Below are 14,706 nucleotides of genomic sequence, written 5' to 3'. Positions count from 1 at the left end.
TCAACGTCAAACCCACGGATCGAGGTACGGAAAGGAGGGCAGACACGCAGGTCTGCCCCTACGGAATCGCGTACACCGGCCACCGTTCGCGTTCCGCCCCCTCTCTCGATAACGGCGAGGGCGCAGCCCTCTCCTGTTATCGGGAGAGGGGGCAGCGAGGAACGAGCGGGGGTGAGGGCCCTCTGCTTCGGCTTTTCTTTGGTACGCTTCCTGCAAAATGGACACGCGAAGGGCACTTTCGCCAGAAACCAGAATCGGAGGGTGAAGGCTATGACGGACAAGGCCACGCAGGAAATGCGGGACGAGAGCAACACCATCAAGGACCCCGACAACTGGGTCACCGGCGACGAGCCGATGACGGGGGCCCAGCGCTCGTACCTCCACACCCTCGCCGAAGAGGCCAAGGTAGAGGTCGACGACGAGCTGACCAAGGCGGAGGCGTCGAAGAAGATCGACGAGCTCCAGGAGAAGACGGGTCGCGGGCAGTAGTCCGGCCCGTCCCGGAGAGGTGCGGGGAAGATCCTCCGCGCCTCTCCTCTTTCTGCGCCCGCGCCGCGTCGGCAGATTGGCGCCCATGGACGCGCTCCCCATCGAATCCGTCATCCCCCCGCTGCGCGCCGCCCTGCGCGACGCGGGCGCGGCCGTGCTCCAGGCGCCTCCGGGCGCGGGGAAGACGACACGCGTTCCCCTGGCGCTGCTGGACGAGGCGTGGCTGGCCGGCCGCAAGATAGTGATGCTGGAGCCGCGCCGCCTGGCCGCGCGCGCCGCCGCCCGCCGCATGGCGCAGACGCTGGGCGAGCGCGTGGGCGCCACCGTCGGCTACCGCGTGCGTATGGACAGGCAGGCCGGCCCGCGCACCCGCATCGAGGTGGTCACCGAGGGCGTCCTCACCCGCATGCTCCAGTCCGATCCGTCGCTGGAGGGGGTGGGGCTCGTGATCTTCGACGAGTTCCACGAGCGCAGCCTGCACGCCGACCTGGGGCTCGCCCTCACCCTCCAGAGCCGCGCCCTCCTTCGCGACGACCTGCGGCTCCTGGTGATGTCGGCGACGCTGGACGGCGGCCCGGTGGCCGAGCTCCTGGGCGGCGCGCCGATCGTGACCAGCGAGGGGCGCAGCTTTCCCGTCGAGACGCGCTACCTCGCGCGGCCCGTGGACGGCCACTCCGAGCCGGCGGTGGCGCGCGCCGTCCGAGCCGCGCTCGCCGAGCACGATGGCGACCTCCTCGTCTTCCTCCCCGGTGCGGGGGAGATCCGGCGCGTGGAGGGGCTGCTGGCGGAGGAGGATCTCGGGCGCGGCGTGCGCGTGGCTCCGCTGCACGGCACCCTTCCGCAGGAGGCGCAGGATGCCGCCATCGAGCCATCCCGCCCCGGCGAGCGCAAGGTGGTGCTCGCCACTTCCATCGCGGAAACGAGCCTCACCATCGAGGGGGTGCGCGTGGTGGTGGATGGCGGCTGGATGCGCGTCCCCCGCTTCGCGCCGCGCACGGGGATGACGCGGCTGGAGACGGTGCGCGTCACCCGCGCGTCCGCGGACCAGCGGCGCGGGCGCGCCGGGCGCGTGGGCCCCGGCGTCTGCTACCGGCTGTGGACCGAGGGGGAGCAGGCGGCGCTCGTGCCCCACGGCGTGCCGGAGATCATGGACGCCGACCTGGCGCCGCTGGCGCTGGAGCTGGCCGCGTGGGGCGTGCGCGATCCCGCGGAGCTGTCGTGGCTCGATCCGCCTCCCGCCGCCGCGTACTCGCAGGCTCGCGAGCTCCTGGCCCAGCTCGGCGCGCTGGATGCGGCGGGCGCCATCACAGCGCACGGGCGGCGGATGAGCGGGGTGGGCCTCCACCCGCGCCTCGCGCACATGGTGCTGCGCGCGGCGGAGCTGGAGCTCGGCGGGCTGGGGTGCGGGCTGGCGGCGCTCCTCGCCAACCGCGACCCATTCCGCGCCCGCGAAGGCGCGCCCCCGGACGCGGACGTACGCCTGCGCGTAGAAGCGCTGCGCGGCGGTCGCGCCCCGGCGGGTGCGTGGAGCGTGGACCGCGATTCCCTGCGGCGCATCGCCGACGAGGCGCGGCAGCTCGCGCGCGGCGCCGGCATCGGTGCGCGCGGCGGGGGCAGCAGCGACGCAGCGGGGATGCTCCTGGCGCTGGCGTACCCCGATCGCATCGCGCAGCGGCGGCAGGGCGGGGGAGGGCGCTTCCTTCTGCGTAACGGGCGCGGCGCGGCGTTCGCCCATCCCCAGCCGCTGGCCGAGGCCGCGTACGTCGTCGCCGCGGAACTGGCGGGGCACGGGCGCGAGAGCCGCATCTACCTCGCCGCGCCCGTGGAGTTGGCGGAACTGGAGGCCCACTTCGCGGATCAGATCGAGACGGAGGAGTCGGTTGCCTGGGACGCGGAGGCCGGCGCCGTGCGCGCGCGCCGCCGCGAACGTCTGGGCGCGCTCGTCCTGCGCGAGTCGCCTCTGGCCGATGCGGACCCGGAGCGCATCACGGCCGCCCTGCTGGATGGGGTGCGCGAGCGGGGCCTGGGCGCGCTGCCATGGAGCAAGAGCGCGCGGCAGCTTCAGGAGCGCCTCGTCTTCCTCCGCCGCGCGGATGCGTCGTGGCCGGATGCATCGGATGAAGGGCTGCTCGCCGGGATGGAGGAATGGCTCGCGCCTCACCTCCACGGCGTCAGCTCGCTCGCGCAGCTCGCCCGGCTGGACCTCGCCGCGATCCTGGAATCGATGCTCCCCTGGGACCGCCGCCGCCGTCTCGACGAGCAGGCGCCGACGCACGTCGAGGTGCCCAGCGGCTCGCGGATCGCGGTGGACTACTCGGACCCGGAGGCGCCGGTGCTGGCCGTGCGCCTCCAGGAAGTCTTCGGCTGGACGGAGACGCCGCGCATCGCCGGCGTCCCGCTTACGCTGCACCTCCTGTCGCCCGCGCACCGCCCCGTGCAGGTGACGCGAGACCTGGCGAGCTTCTGGCGCACGACGTACTTCGACGTCAAAAAGGACCTCAAGGGCCGCTATCCCAAGCACTACTGGCCCGACGATCCCCTCGCCGCCACCCCCACGCGCCGCGCCCGCCCGCGTTGAACCGCTACTGGCGCGGCGCGGGCTTGAACAGCGCGCGGAACGCCCGCAAAGCCGCGGGATGGTAGATGGTCGGGTGCTGCTCCTCCGGCATCCGCTCGTAGTGCCAGCGCAGCCCGGACGACGGATGCCTCTGCAGCGAATCCGCCAGCATCGCGGCGTCGTCCGCGATCTCCTTCTCGTCGCTGCTGGCGAAGTAGAGCGTTTTCCCCGCCAGCGCCCGCGTGCGCAGCCGTTCGCCCGCGCGGCTCACGAGCCGGCGTCCGTTCCACCAGAGGCTCGGGTCGAAGGCGATGTACGTGTCGAACAGGTCGGGCTCCAGGAAGAGCGTCTCCACCACGAACAGCCCCGCGAGCGATTCCCCCACGATTGCGGTCTCGTCCGTCGTGCGGTAGCGGCGCTTCACCTCCGGCATCAGCTCGGTGCGAATGAACCTGCGGAACGCAGCGGAGCCTCCGACCCGTGGCGCGATCGCCCGGTCCCGCGCGACCTCCGTAGGTCCGGTCATGTCGCGCCGCCGCTGCGTGTTCTCGATGCCGACCAGCAGAAAGGGGCGCATGGTCCCGTTCCCCACCGACACCTGCACCAGCCCTGCGACGTGCAGGAAGTCCTCCGCCATCCCGCCGTCCGGCATGTACAGCACCGGCAGCCGCATCCCGGGCGTTTCCGCGTACCCCGGCGGCGCATACACGTTGATCCGCCGCGTCTCTCCCATCACCCTCGACTCGATCGTGAACGTCTCGCCGATCGTCAGCGGCGCCGAGCTCTGCGCACGCGCCGCATGCGTTGCGCACAGGAGAAGGAAGATGCCGAGGGCCAGCCGTCTCATCATCGAAAATCCTGGGTTGAGAAGTAGCCCCCATCGTACGACCCCCTCGCGTGCGTCGCAACCGACCGAGTTGACCGCACCAGCTTTCGACTCTACCGTCAATTCATGAATTACCTTGAGCGCATCACCATCGAACCCGACAAGCGCGGGGGCAAGCCGTGCATCCGCGGCATGCGGATCACCGTGTACGACGTCCTCGACTACCTGGCTTCCGGAATGACGGAGGCTGAGATCCTCGCGGACTTTCCGTATCTCGAAGCGGAAGACATCCGCGCCTCGCTGGCATTCGCGGCGGACATCCAGCGGAAGCTGATGGCGGTGCCGAGTCTGTGAGGCTCTTTGCCTTAGTGCAGTAAAACAGGAGGGCCCGCGAATCTCACTGATCCGCGGGCCGCCTCCGTTTTTCTCTTCAGCGTCTCCGCGCCTCCGCGTGAGACCCGCCGTTTACGCCGCCGAAATCTGCTGGATCTCGACGATCTCGCCGACCATGTGGATGCTCCCCATGTCGCGCCGCAGCTTGGCCGTGAAGCGCACCTGCACGCCGTGCCGCGCGAACCCGGCCGGCAGGTTGATGGGGTCGTACACCTTGCCGTCGTCGCCTCGAATGGCGAAGAAGCCGCCCTCGAGGTCGAACCGCTCCACCGTACCCGTGCCGCTGATCATGTCGCCGCTCCGCGTGACGTAGCCCACGTGTACCGTATCCAGCCGCTCCTCATCGGACAGCAGCGGAGAGCACGCGCCCGCGAGGACGCAGGCGAAGAGGACCGGGGCGAAGCGGAGGGTTTTCATGGCGGCAACGCGGTTCGATGACGGCGGGGGGCGTTCGAGGTTACCCCGTAAACGCACGGACCCCCGCCGTTCTGACACGACCGCGCGATCCTGGCCGATGGGCGTTCGCATGGCTGCCCTCGAATGTTTACTGCCTTCGCGATTGGCATTATCTTGCTGAACGGACTCTGCTCCCACCTCGCTTTCGTCTCTGAAGTACTCCCGGAGGAAACAATCGTGAGCTTCGCGCAACGCACCGTCCGGTATTTCGCCCGCGTCTTCATGGGCGGGCTGGCGCTCGCTGCCATGGGGTGCGGGTCCGACGGCCCGATCGGCCCCGATCCCAGGAGCTACAGCGTATCCGCTCCCGTGCGGATCTACGAGCTGGGGCCGGCGCAGGAGCTCGGGATCCCGGAGGGGTTCGGCCTCGACATCAACGATGCCGGAACGGTGATCGGCGGGAAGCCGACCGACGGCGTGGGCCTGTCGGGGTTCATGTGGACCGCCGCGGGAGGCGTGAAGGACCTCGGCTCGCCGGGCGGCGGAACGTATACGTGGGCGCTCGCGATCAACGGGAGCGGGCAGGTCGCGGGCGGGGCCATTTCGCGTGGAGACAGCATGCCGGCGGCCTACCTCCGCTCCGCCAGCGGGACGTTCCGCCCGGTGGGGATGGGGAAGTTCAGCTTCGCCAACGCCGTCAACGACGCCGGCGTGGTGGGTGGACAGACCGGAGTGGACGGGCGCGTGCGGGCCTTCCGCTGGACCGAAGCGTCGGGACCGGTGCTCCTGCGCGACCGTGGGGGGAGCTTCAACGCCGTACGCGCGGTGAACCTCCATGGTGACGCGGTGGGGATGTTCAACACCCCGGAGGACTGGGCGCAGCGCGCGGCGTTCTGGAACGCGGCCGGTGAGCTCCGCGAGCTTCCCCGACTTCCCGGGGCGCCGTACGCCTCGGCGCAGGCGATCAACGACGCGGGCCTGGTCGGCGGGGCCGCCGACACTCCCAGCGGTGGAAGCCACGCGGTTCTCTGGTACCCGGACGGCCGGATGCAGGACATCGGCACTCTGGGCGGCAGATCCAGCATCGTGCTGGGGATGAACGAGCTGGGTGAGGTGGTGGGCTTCAGCGACAAGTCCACCGAGGGGGAGCTCGGCGGCTTCTTCTGGACCGCGGAGAGCGGGATGCTCGAGCTGCCCGGGCTTCCCGGCGCGAAGTACACGCAGGCGCAGCGCATCAACGAGAACGGGCAGGTCGTGGGGTACAGCGGCGGTTCCGTCGTCCTCTGGCAGATCACCCGCCCCACGCGCTGACGAGGCGCCGAGGCGCGGAAAAGGGCGGCGCATCGTTGCGCCGCCCCTCTTTTGTATCTGCTGATGCCGTCGCCACCGGCGGCCGGATGGGGTTCAAAGCCGGGGTTCGGTGCCGGGGCAAGCACGGGCAGCCACGCGGGGCTGCCCCTACAGGATTTTGGGTGCGGATGGCGAGGGTCGAGGCAGGGCCCGGATTGGTGCGGAAGGCGAGGGTCGAGGTAGGGCGGGCGGTGGGCAGACACGCAGGTCTGCCCCTACGGGATCCGTGCGTGTGACGGGCGTCGGAGCCGCCCGTGACACGGGCGCGATGAATCGCGCCCCTACCGGGTCTGTGCAGCGCAGGCTGCAGTTCTCCCCCTCACCCGCCCTGCGCCCCCGCAGGCGGGGGAGGGGGCCGGGGGGAGGGGGCCCTCACTTACCGCACCCGCACCCCCCACCGCCACCACCGCACCCATCGTCGCCCGCCTTGCCGCGGGCCCCGGCCAGCATGCGCCAGCCGCGCACGGCCAGCGTCCCCGCCGCGCCGAGGACGATCACGCCCACCGCCGCGGACTGCACCAGCTCACCCGCCATGATCCACCTCCGTCATCCGAGGCCCAGCGCACGTCCGCCCTGGTACACCAGAAGGGCGGAAAGGTACGCCAGCGCGAGCATGTAGACGAACTGGAAGCCGGCCCATCCCAGGCCCACCCACCCGCCGCCCGTCTCGCGCACGACGACGGCGGCGGTGCTCATGCACATCATGGCGTACACGTAGAAGACCATCAGCCCCACCGCCACCAGAGGCGTGTACACCAGCGCACCGCTCCCCTCGTGCCGCTCGGCGCGCAGCTTCTCGCGAAGGGAGGTGGAGCCCTCGTCCGCCGCGCCCACGCCGTAGATGGTGCCCATGCTGGCCACGAACACCTCGCGCGCGGCGAACGACGAGACGATCCCCACGCCGATCTTCCAGTCGTAGCCCAGCGGCCGCACGGCGGGCTCGATGGCGTGGCCCAGCATCCCCAGCGTGCTCCCGGCGAGCTGTGCCTCCTGCGCCGCATGCTCGCTCGCCCCGGCCGGAGCTTCCGTCCGCGGGTACGTCGCCAGCGCCCAGAGGACGATGGAGAGCGCCAGGATCACCGTGCCGGCGCGCTTCACGAACATGCTGGAGCGGTGCGCGACCGACAGGAAGAGCGAGCGCGGGTTGGGGATGCGGTACGGCGGCAGCTCCATGATCATGGGCCGCGCCTTCCCCCGCATCAGCGTCCGCTTGAAGATCGCCGCCACGCCCAGCGCGGTCAGCGTCCCCAGCAGGTACATCGCCAGCAGCGTGAGCCCCTGCAGGTTGAACACGCCCGCGACGGCGATGGGCGGGATGAAGGTGCCGATCAGGAGCGCGTAGATGGGGATGCGCGCCGAACAGCTCATCAGCGGCAGCACCAGGATGGTCGCGAGGCGGTCCTTGGGGCTCTCGATGGTGCGCGTGGACATCACCCCCGGCACCGCGCAGGCGTAGCCCGAGAGGAGCGGGATGAACGACCGTCCGTGCAGCCCCACGCTCCTCATGAAGCGGTCCATGATGAAGGCGGCGCGCGCCATGTACCCGGTGTCTTCCAGGAAGCCGATGAAGAGGAAGAGGATGACGATCTGCGGGAGGAAGACGAGCACGGAGCCCACCCCCGCGATGGCGCCGTCCACCACAAGCGAGTTGAGGTCGCCGGGGGGAAGGATCGATCCCACCCACGCGCCCAGCCCCCCGACCAGTCCTTCGACGATCCCGATCAGCGGCTCGGCCCAGGTGAAGATCGACTGGAAGACGAGCCCCATCATCACCACGAAGAGCAGCGGCCCGGCCACCCTGTGCAGCGCCACCGCGTCGATGCGGTCGGTGAGCGTGCGCTCCTCGCCGCCGGCGCGCGTGACGACGCGGTCCGTGACGTCGGCGATCCAGGCGTAGCGCACCTCGGCCTCCAGGCTGCGCGCGGAAAGCCCCGCCGCCTCGATCTCGTCGTGCGCGCGCTCCACCGCCTCCGCCAGCCCCGCGATCCCCGCCAGGTGCCGACCCGCCTGCCGCACCGCCAGCAGGCGCAGCGCCTCCATCCCCGCAGCGGAGGGGGAGAGCCCGCCCTGCACCAGCGCGGCCTCCACCGGCTCCAGCGCGGCGGCCGCTTCGGAGGGAAGCTCGAAGCGGCGCCCGGGGCGGGGGAGCCCGGGCGCCTTCGCCACCGCCTGCTTGAGCAGCTCCAGCCCTTCGCCGCGCGTGGCCACGGTGGCGACCACGGGCGCGCCCAGCTCCAGCGTGAGCTCCACCAGGTCGATGCGCAGCCCGGCCGCCGTCGCCGCGTCCACCTGGTTCAGCGCCACCACGGTCGGCAGCCCCAGCTCCAGCACCTGCGTGGCGAGAAAGAGGTTGCGCTCCAGGTTCTGCGCGTCCAGCACCACCACCACCACGTCGGGCGCGTCGGCGCCGGGCGCGCGGCCCAGCAGCACACTCAGCGCGATCTCCTCGTCCGGCGACGACGCGCTCAGCGAGTAGGTGCCGGGAAGGTCCAGCACCGTGACGAAGTGCCCGTCCGCGTCGCGGTAGCGACCCTCCACCCGCTCCACGGTGACGCCGGAGTAGTTGCCCACGCGCTGGCGCATCCCGGTGAGCGCGTTGAAGAGCGTGCTCTTCCCCGTGTTCGGGTTGCCGATGAGCGCCACATGCAGCGCACCCTCGCGCGCGGCGAGGGCGGGCGAGGGTGCGGGGGGTGCGGCGAGCGTGCCGCCGGCTTGGATCGCTTCCATCTACTCCACCGTGATGTGCTCAGCCTCGGCGCGGCGCAGGGTCAGCATGAAGCCGCGCAACTTCACCTCGATCGGATCTCCCAGCGGGGCGCGGCGCACCACCTCCACCGTGGTCCCGCGGATCAGCCCCATGTCCATCAGCCGCCGCGTCGCATCCGCGTCGCCGGCCATCGACGTGACGCGGCCCCGCTCACCGGGGCCGAGCTCTGCCAGCTTCTTCGCCAACGGTTCAGCCGACCGGAAGGACCTGGATGGACGTCGCGAGCGACTGCCCCAGCGCCAGCTTGCACCCCTTCACCTCCAGCAGCATCCCGTTGCGCGAGTCCAGCACGCGGACCATGGAGCCCTCGAAGAGCCCCATCCCGCGCAGCCGGTGCGCCTCGCCATGCTCGCAGTCCATGCGCAGGACGGCGGCCTTGCACCCGGTGGCGCACGCCGCCAGCGGACACCCGCCGCACGCGGCCGCGGCCGGCGCCTTGTCCCTGCGACCAAAGATACGCTTCAGCATGCGCTGGGTTCCATCGGGAAAGCTGAAGGTGAGAATCAGTTTCAACTGAGTGGAAGATACATCATGGACGCGGTTCGACGCAAGGATGTTGGAGCGCGTGCTGGGCTACGCGCCCCACTCCACGGTGCGCCGGTGCGGGCCGACCATGTCGCGCCCCTCCAGCTCGGCGATCATGGCCGCGAAGCCGGGGTGCACCAGGGGGTACGAGACGCGGTACGCGCGGCGGAAGATGTCGTAGATGATCTGGCGCACGAGCTGCGCGGGGATCTCCTCGCGCGCGTCGCCCACGGGCTGGCGGTAGAGGATGTACTCCCGGTCGCCGGAGCCGGGCGACATCCCCGGGTGGTAGTAGGTGAAGTCGAAGGGGATCACGTTGCGCTCCCGCACCAGCCGCCGCAGCCACGCGCTCTCCGCCTCGATCTCGCCGATCACCCACGCCAGCTCGCCGCGGCCGTTGCGCCGGGCGTCCTCGCGAAAGGCCATGGCCAGCTCGCGGCGCAGGGTGCGGGCGGCCTCGCGCGAGCGGTACTCGGGGCGCACGGCGATGTACAGGATGAACCCCGCGTTCACCGCCCGCAGGTACACGCCGATCGCCGTACCCATCGGCCGCCCTTCCTCGGAGAGGGCGGTGAAGAGGTGGAAGCCGTCGCCCTCCAGCAGCTCCATCCGCGACTCGGCGACTTCGGAGAGGAGGGCGCTGGTGGACTGGCGGTCGCTGGGCGGAAACATCTCCACGATCAGCTGCAGCGCATCGCGGGCGAGCGGGTCGCGCTCGTCGCGGATCTCCACGATGTTCGCGTCACGCATGTGCGTCACCCGCGAGTCCGATGCGGAAGAGGCGCGCGGCGTTCTTCCAGAGCAGGTTCTCGGACTCCTCCTCGCTCAGCCCCAGCTTCTCCACGAAGCGCAGGTAGCTCGCCATGTCGCAGATCGGCCAGTCGGTGCCGTAGAGGAGGCCGCTGGTGCCGTTGGCGTACGCCACCACGTCGCGCACCTTGTCGATCATCAGCCGCTCGAAGCGCTCCTCGAAGGCGCCCAGGGTGAAGCCCGAAATGTCTCCCATCACGTTCTCGTTCTTGTAGATCACCTCGGCCGCGTCCATCAGCCAGGGATTCCCCATGTGGCAGACGACGAAGTTGACCTCGCGGAAGTCGACCGCCGCCTCGTCGATGGTGAGCGGGTGCGTGTACTTGAGCTTCCCCAGCCGGTCGTAGGTGTCGCCGGTGTGGATCATCACGGGCACGCCGAACTCCGCCGCCAGGTCGTACACCCCGCGAAGCTGCGGATCGTACACGTAGAACGCCTGGTACCCCGGATACAGCTTGAGCGCGTGCACCCGCCCACTCCCCAGCAGCCCGCGCAGCTCCGCCAGGCTCTCCTCGCCCAGGTCGTAGAAGCTGACCCCCGCCGCCACCCCGATGCGCGGGTCGTCCTCCACCAGCCGCAGGATCTCGGCGGTGGAGGGGCGGTCTTCGTTGACCTTGTAGCTGGAAAGCACGAGCGCGAAGTCGATCCTGTTCGCGTCCATCTCGGAGCGCAGCTGCGCGTAGCGCTCGTCGAGGGAGGTAGGCTGCTCGTCGAAGTAGCGGTTCAGATGGGTGTGGCAGTCTACGATCACCGGCGGTTCCGTTGCGGGGAGGTCGTCCTCAAACCCCCTCGCGACCGCACGACCCATACCGGCACCACGCGGAAAGAAAAAAAGGAAGAATCTCACACAGAGACACAGAGACACAGAGACACAGAGGAGAGGATGGAGGTTCTCTCTGTGTCTCTGTGTCTCTGTGTGAGCCCTGCGGTTGTCGTTCTAGGCCGCTCGCATCCAGCGCCCGATGTCCGCGAGCGAGGCCTTCTTGCCGGTGCTGAGGATGCCGAAGCGGTAGATTTTCCCCGCGATCCACACCACGAGCACCGTCGTCAGCGCCAGCATCACCAGCGACGCGATCACCTGTGTGACGGGGATCTCCGTGCTCCCCAGCCGCATCGCGTTGGCGACGGGCGCGGTGAACGGGACGAGCCCCAGCACGGTCGCCGTCGTCCCCAGGGGGTCGCCGATGACCTTGGGGAAGAAGAGCACGGGGAGCATCAGCGGGACCATGGCGAAGGTCTGGAACTGCTGCCCCTCCTGGTCCGTCGTCACCGCCGCGCCGATGGCCGCGAAGACGGCGGCGTACAGAAAGAAGCCCAGCACGAAGAAGGAGAGGAGCGTGATCCCCGCCTGCGGCGTCAGCTTCAGCCCGGCCATGATGCTCGCCGCGCCGCCGCTCTTGAGGCGCTGACCCGCGATGGTGAGCCCCGTCGCGATCAGCACCACCCAGATCGCGACCTGCAGCAGCGCCACCAGGCCGACGCCCAGGATCTTCCCCATCATCAGGTCGCTCGCCTTCATGGAGCTGACCAGCACCTCGACGATGCGGTTCGTCTTCTCCTCCAGCACGCTGCGCATCACGTTGACGCCGTACAGGAACACCATCAGCCACATCAGCATCGCCATGGCGTAGGCGGCGAAGAAGGTGACGATGGCGCTCCCGCCCTCCTCGCCCGTCGCGGTGACGCGCGCGGTGCTCACCTCCACGGGGCGGAGCAGCGCTCGGACGTCGTTGGCCCGCAGCCCGGCGGTGCGCAGCCGCGTCTCCTGCACCGCCTGCGAAGCCGCGCGGCGGATGTCCCCCATCACGTCCAGGTTGGAGACGTTGCGGGCACGGTACGCCACCTGGCTGCTCGTCACCACGTCGGCCGGCAGGTGGATGTAGCCGTCGATCTCCTTGCTGGTGATGCGTTCGCGGAGGCCCGCCTGCACCTGCGCGAGCGGCTGCCGCACCACGTCCAGCCTGTAGCCGCGCCCCTCGCGCTCGGCCGCGGGAGTGGAGAGCGACGCGACGACCATCCGCGCCACGCCCTCCGGCGCCTCGTCCACCACCACCAGGTGGCGCACGCTCTCCTCGCTGCCCATCAGGTGCGGCAGGACGTTGAGGCCGATGATGAAGATGGGGAAGAGAAAGGTGGCGAGGAGGAAGCTCTTGGTCTTCACCCGCTCCATGAACTCGCGCTTCAGTACGATCCAGACGTTAGACATGGGCTGCCTCTACGCGGCGGGTCTGCGCGGCACCGGCCACGCGGCTGACGAAGATGTCGTGGAGCGAGGGCTCCTCGCGCTGAAAGCGGACGAGCGGCGCGTCCAGGTCGTTGAGGGCGGCGATCAGGGCGCGCGTATCGGTCCCGGGCGCCAGCTCTAGCCTCCACTCCTCCCCATCGCGCGCCGCCGCGCCGAAGCGCCCGGCCGCCATGAACGCCTCCGCCGCGGGCGACTCGCCGTCGAACTGCACGCGGTACGCGTTCCCAACGTTCTCGCGGCGGATGTCGCGCAGCCGCCCGTCCAGCACCTTGCGCCCCTGCGCGATGATGCAGACGTGCTCGCAGAGCTGCTCCGCCTGCTCCATGTTGTGCGTGCTGAAGATGACCGTCTTGCCGTCCTTGCGGTGTTGCAGGATGGTGTCGCGCAGCACCTCCTGGTTGACCGGGTCGAGCCCCGACTGCGGCTCGTCCAGGATGAGGAGCTCGGGCTGGTGGATCACGGTGGCGATGAACTGCACCTTTTGCTGCATCCCCTTGGAGAGCGTCTCCACCCTGGCGCCGCGCCAGTCGCCCAGGCTCATGCGCTCCAGCCAGCGCCCGGCCTCCGCGCGCGCCTGCTTCACCTCGACGCCCTTGATCTGCGCAAAGAACACGATCACGTCCAGCACGGTCATCTTCTTGTAGAGTCCCCGCTCCTCGGGCAGGAACCCGACGCGGCGCAGCACCGAGCGATCCTTTTCCGGATCGGCGCCGAGCAGCGAGATGGTGCCGGAGTCGCGGATGATGATGTTCATCACCATGCGCAGCGTGGTGGACTTCCCGGCGCCGTTGGGCCCCAGGATTCCGTAGATGGTCCCCGGCGGCACCGCCAGCGACAGGTCATCGACCGCGGTGTGCCCGGAATAGCGCTTGGAAACGCCTTCCAGCAGCAGTGTGTGGTTCATAGGTACTGAACATGGGGCAGGATGTGGTGCCGCGCTCGAACGCGCGCGGCGAGACCGGCGGTGGGCCGGGCATCAGGGGGTACGCGGAAACAGACGGCGGGGTTTCGGGGGAGGGCGGAGGGCCCCCTCCCCCCGACCCCCTCCCCCGCCTGCGGGGGCGCAGGGCGGGTGAGGGGGAGAACACCGCGTGCGGCGCACACAGATCCGGTAGGGGCGCGATTCATCGCGCCCGTGCCCGCCGCCGCTCCGCCGCCCGCCGCCGCACACCAAAATCCGTAGGGGCAGACCTGCGTGTCCGCCCACCCCCGCGCGACTCGCCCCCCACCGCCGCACGCAAAATCCGTAGGGGCGGCCCCGCGTGGCCGCCCGTGCCCGCCCGCGCGCCGCACATCCCGGAGCCCGCCGACAACTCCCCCCTCTCTCGATAACAGAGGCGCCAGCCTCTCCTGTTATCGGGAGAGGGGGGCCGGGGGGGTGAGGGCCCCGCCTACACCCGCAGCTCCGGCACCGCCCCGCTCACCGCCTCCGGATACCGCGCCAGCACCGGCTCCACCCACTCCGCCAGGAACTCGTCCACCTGCTCCGGCGCGCGGCCCACGTACAGCTCGGGGCGCAGGTCCTCCTCCAGCTCCTCGCGCGAGACGCCGAACGCGCCGTCGGCGGCGATTCGGTCGAGGAGGTCGTTCGAGAGGCCCTCCGCCTTTATGCGGTGGCCCGCGGCGACGGAGTGCTTGCGGACGCGCTCGTGCAGCTCCTGCCGGTCGCCGCCGCGCTTGGCGGCGCGCATCATCAGGTTCTCCGTCGCCATGAAGGGGAGCTCCTCCATCAGGCGGCGGCGGATCATCTCCGGATGCACCACCATCCCGCCGGCCACGTTGTGCATCAGCAGGAGCACCGAGTCCGTTCCCAGGTACGCCTCGGGCACGGCGATGCGCTTGTTGGCCGAGTCGTCCAGCGTGCGCTCGAACCACTGCGAGGCGGCGGTGAAGGCCGGGTCCAGCGACAGGACGATGACGTGGCGGGCCAGCGCGTTGATCCGCTCGCTGCGCATCGGGTTGCGCTTGTACGGCATGGCCGACGAGCCGATCTGCTGCTCCTCGAAGGGCTCCTCCACCTCCTTGAGGTGCCCCAGCAGCCGCATGTCGTTGGCGAACTTGGAGGCGCTCTCCGCGATCCCGGCCAGCGTCGCCAGGCAGGATGCATCCGTCTTGCGCGTGTACGTCTGCCCCGTCACGCCGTACACCTTGTCGAAGCCCATCTTCCGCGCCACCAGGCGGTTGAGGCGCTCCACCCGCTCGCCGTCGCCCTCGAACAGGTCCATGAACGACGCCTGCGTCCCCGTGGTGCCGCGCACGCCGCGGAAGCGCAGGGTGTCCAGGCGGAACTCCACCTCCTCCAGGTCCAGCAGCAGGTCCTGGATCCAGAGCGTGGCGCGCTTGCCGAC

At 70.3% G+C, this 14,706-nt stretch carries 15 protein-coding genes; 4 read left to right on the top strand and 11 right to left on the bottom strand.

Annotated elements, in window-relative coordinates:
* The first annotated feature begins 270 nt into the window (after positions 1-270).
* The gene (locus VF647_13575) at positions 271-489 is read left to right on the top strand and encodes a DUF3072 domain-containing protein (protein ID HEX8453127.1); all 219 of its coding nucleotides are present in this window, start codon (positions 271-273) and stop codon (positions 487-489) included.
* An 85-nt stretch (positions 490-574) separates the two neighbouring features.
* Positions 575-3,067, top strand: coding sequence for an ATP-dependent helicase HrpB (hrpB, locus tag VF647_13570; GenBank protein HEX8453126.1), 2,493 nt, complete (start codon positions 575-577; stop codon positions 3,065-3,067).
* Positions 3,068-3,071: 4 nt separating this feature from the next.
* On the opposite strand, the gene VF647_13565 is transcribed toward hrpB, so the two are convergent.
* Entirely contained in the window at positions 3,072-3,896 is an 825-nt protein-coding gene (locus VF647_13565; GenBank protein HEX8453125.1) for an alpha/beta hydrolase-fold protein, read from the bottom strand.
* A 102-nt stretch (positions 3,897-3,998) separates the two neighbouring features.
* Between VF647_13565 and VF647_13560 the strand changes: the two genes are divergently transcribed.
* The gene (locus VF647_13560; GenBank protein HEX8453124.1) at positions 3,999-4,226 is read left to right on the top strand and encodes a DUF433 domain-containing protein; all 228 of its coding nucleotides are present in this window, start codon (positions 3,999-4,001) and stop codon (positions 4,224-4,226) included.
* Between the two features lie 111 nt (positions 4,227-4,337).
* Here VF647_13560 and VF647_13555 read toward each other — a convergent pair whose 3' ends face one another.
* Positions 4,338-4,682 (bottom strand): hypothetical protein, encoded by a 345-nt coding sequence (locus VF647_13555; GenBank protein HEX8453123.1) that lies wholly within the window; start codon positions 4,680-4,682, stop codon positions 4,338-4,340.
* Between the two features lie 216 nt (positions 4,683-4,898).
* Between VF647_13555 and VF647_13550 the strand changes: the two genes are divergently transcribed.
* Complete coding sequence (locus tag VF647_13550; protein HEX8453122.1) at positions 4,899-5,972, top strand: hypothetical protein; 1,074 nt, start codon at positions 4,899-4,901, stop codon at positions 5,970-5,972.
* Positions 5,973-6,383: 411 nt separating this feature from the next.
* Here VF647_13550 and VF647_13545 read toward each other — a convergent pair whose 3' ends face one another.
* From VF647_13545 to VF647_13505, 9 genes are all read right to left on the bottom strand, one after another.
* Positions 6,384-6,545, bottom strand: a complete 162-nt coding sequence (locus tag VF647_13545; protein HEX8453121.1) for a hypothetical protein — start codon at positions 6,543-6,545, stop codon at positions 6,384-6,386.
* A gap of 12 nt (positions 6,546-6,557) precedes the next feature.
* A complete protein-coding gene (feoB, locus tag VF647_13540) occupies positions 6,558-8,738 on the bottom strand; it encodes a ferrous iron transport protein B (GenBank protein HEX8453120.1) in 2,181 nt (726 codons plus the stop codon).
* On the bottom strand, positions 8,739-8,963 hold the full coding sequence (locus tag VF647_13535) for a FeoA family protein (protein HEX8453119.1): 225 nt from the start codon (positions 8,961-8,963) through the stop codon (positions 8,739-8,741). It lies immediately after the preceding gene.
* Positions 8,964-8,967: 4 nt separating this feature from the next.
* The gene (locus VF647_13530; GenBank protein HEX8453118.1) at positions 8,968-9,246 is read right to left on the bottom strand and encodes a FeoA family protein; all 279 of its coding nucleotides are present in this window, start codon (positions 9,244-9,246) and stop codon (positions 8,968-8,970) included.
* A gap of 105 nt (positions 9,247-9,351) precedes the next feature.
* Complete coding sequence (locus VF647_13525; GenBank protein ID HEX8453117.1) at positions 9,352-10,053, bottom strand: GNAT family N-acetyltransferase; 702 nt, start codon at positions 10,051-10,053, stop codon at positions 9,352-9,354.
* Positions 10,046-10,864, bottom strand: a complete 819-nt coding sequence (locus tag VF647_13520; protein ID HEX8453116.1) for an amidohydrolase family protein — start codon at positions 10,862-10,864, stop codon at positions 10,046-10,048. The genes VF647_13525 and VF647_13520 overlap by 8 nt, the downstream gene beginning before the upstream one ends.
* A 186-nt stretch (positions 10,865-11,050) precedes the next feature.
* Positions 11,051-12,319, bottom strand: coding sequence for an ABC transporter permease (locus tag VF647_13515; GenBank protein ID HEX8453115.1), 1,269 nt, complete (start codon positions 12,317-12,319; stop codon positions 11,051-11,053).
* Positions 12,312-13,262: an ATP-binding cassette domain-containing protein gene (locus VF647_13510; GenBank protein ID HEX8453114.1), complete on the bottom strand. Its 951-nt coding sequence runs from the start codon at positions 13,260-13,262 to the stop codon at positions 12,312-12,314. The genes VF647_13515 and VF647_13510 overlap by 8 nt, the downstream gene beginning before the upstream one ends.
* 487 nt (positions 13,263-13,749) lie before the next feature.
* On the bottom strand, positions 13,750-14,706 hold a 957-nt coding region (locus VF647_13505; GenBank protein HEX8453113.1), incomplete at its 5' end, for a lyase family protein.

Origin of the sequence: Longimicrobium sp., from assembly GCA_036387335.1 — a bacterium.
Lineage (GTDB): Bacteria > Gemmatimonadota > Gemmatimonadetes > Longimicrobiales > Longimicrobiaceae > Longimicrobium.
Note: the sequence above shows the minus strand (reverse complement) of the source record. Positions and strands in the feature narration are given on the sequence as shown.

Excerpts from the sequence above, each read along its gene's own strand:
- VF647_13575 (HEX8453127.1), top strand. The coding sequence starts at position 271 with ATGACGGACAAGGCCACGCAGGAAATGCGGGACGAGAGCAACACCATC.
- feoB (HEX8453120.1), bottom strand. The coding sequence starts at position 8,738 with ATGGAAGCGATCCAAGCCGGCGGCACGCTCGCCGCACCCCCCGCACCC.
- VF647_13525 (HEX8453117.1), bottom strand. The coding sequence starts at position 10,053 with ATGCGTGACGCGAACATCGTGGAGATCCGCGACGAGCGCGACCCGCTC.
- VF647_13510 (HEX8453114.1), bottom strand. The coding sequence starts at position 13,262 with ATGAACCACACACTGCTGCTGGAAGGCGTTTCCAAGCGCTATTCCGGG.
- hrpB (HEX8453126.1), top strand. The coding sequence starts at position 575 with ATGGACGCGCTCCCCATCGAATCCGTCATCCCCCCGCTGCGCGCCGCC.
- VF647_13545 (HEX8453121.1), bottom strand. The coding sequence starts at position 6,545 with ATGGCGGGTGAGCTGGTGCAGTCCGCGGCGGTGGGCGTGATCGTCCTC.
- VF647_13515 (HEX8453115.1), bottom strand. The coding sequence starts at position 12,319 with ATGTCTAACGTCTGGATCGTACTGAAGCGCGAGTTCATGGAGCGGGTG.
- VF647_13565 (HEX8453125.1), bottom strand. The coding sequence starts at position 3,896 with ATGATGAGACGGCTGGCCCTCGGCATCTTCCTTCTCCTGTGCGCAACG.
- VF647_13560 (HEX8453124.1), top strand. The coding sequence starts at position 3,999 with ATGAATTACCTTGAGCGCATCACCATCGAACCCGACAAGCGCGGGGGC.
- VF647_13530 (HEX8453118.1), bottom strand. The coding sequence starts at position 9,246 with ATGCTGAAGCGTATCTTTGGTCGCAGGGACAAGGCGCCGGCCGCGGCC.
- VF647_13555 (HEX8453123.1), bottom strand. The coding sequence starts at position 4,682 with ATGAAAACCCTCCGCTTCGCCCCGGTCCTCTTCGCCTGCGTCCTCGCG.